The sequence below is a fragment of the Paenibacillus sp. sgz302191 genome (genome assembly GCF_057749925.1).
The window spans coordinates 1-1,138 of sequence record NZ_JBYLHY010000091.1; the positions used below are offsets into that span (position 1 = coordinate 1).

Genomic DNA, 1,138 nt, shown 5'->3' on the forward strand with positions numbered 1-1,138 from the left:
GCCGGCGTTACTGACGGTGTAACCGACACTACGTTTGACCCAGCCGGTAAAGTAACCAAAGAGCAGCTGGCGACGTTCCTGGACCGCGTACTGGGCAAAGATGCTGACGCTCGGGCAAAAACAGGCAGCGACGCTACAGTCTCCGACTGGGCTCAAGGTTATGTAGCTCTGGCGCTGGAGCTGAAACTGCTGCCTAACGGCACAGACGGCACATTCGGCGGCCAAGCGAACGCAACTCGCGACCTGCTGCTCACTGGCGCATACGAAGCCAAACAGCAATACGTTCCAGCCGGTAAAGTATCGGTAACCGATGCGAAACCGACAGGCGTACAAAAAGTAACGGTCAACTTCAACAAACCGGTAGACACCGACAAAGCGAAACTGGCTTTGACGCAAGGCACAACGGCTGTAGCGACTACGACTACATTTGCCGATGACAAAAAATCAGCAACCTTGACGTTGACGGACACCAACCTTCGCGCAGGCGACTACACCGTTACATTGAGCGGCTTGGACACTGCAGCTGTAGATAAAACAACAGCTACTTTCACGGCCCAAGACGAAACCTTGCAAAAAATTGACTTCGTTAACGCCAGCGACACAGTAGCTCGTACCACAAAAGCAACGGTCATGGTCAAAGCAACGAACCAATACGGCGAGAACGCTTCGTTCTCCGCAGGTTCCTACACAGTTATCCTGGGTAACGGCCAAACGGCACAAATTACCAAAACGGATGCCGGCTTGCTGAAATTGACATTTGACAGCACATTGGCTGCTGCAGGCACGGCTTCCCAGTCCAACCTGACGGTCATTCCAGTGAACATCTACTTCAATGACACGCACTTGTCGGCAAGCAAAAACTTCACAGTCGGCGTAGCGCCATTCATTACGAAAATGGAACTGGGTACTGTAAAATACTCGAACGGCCAAACGAGCATCGCTCAAAAAGGCGAGACAGCAACGATCCCAGTGAGCGTATTTGACCAATACGGCAATGAAATGGGCTTCAGTGCGATCCAAAGCGCCCTGAGTACAAACGCAAACGACCTGGTAACCGATCAAAAAGCGCAAGTGGTATTCTCGCCATACGAGGCGCTGCTGAACGCAGGCATGCAGGATTACGATAACAACGACACAC

Annotated in this window: 1 protein-coding gene; it reads left to right on the forward strand. The window is 52.2% G+C overall.

Annotated elements, in window-relative coordinates; genetic code table 11:
• The coding region (locus AC3G2T_RS38695) for an S-layer homology domain-containing protein (protein ID WP_488438818.1) at positions 1–1,138 on the forward strand (1,138 nt) is incomplete at both ends.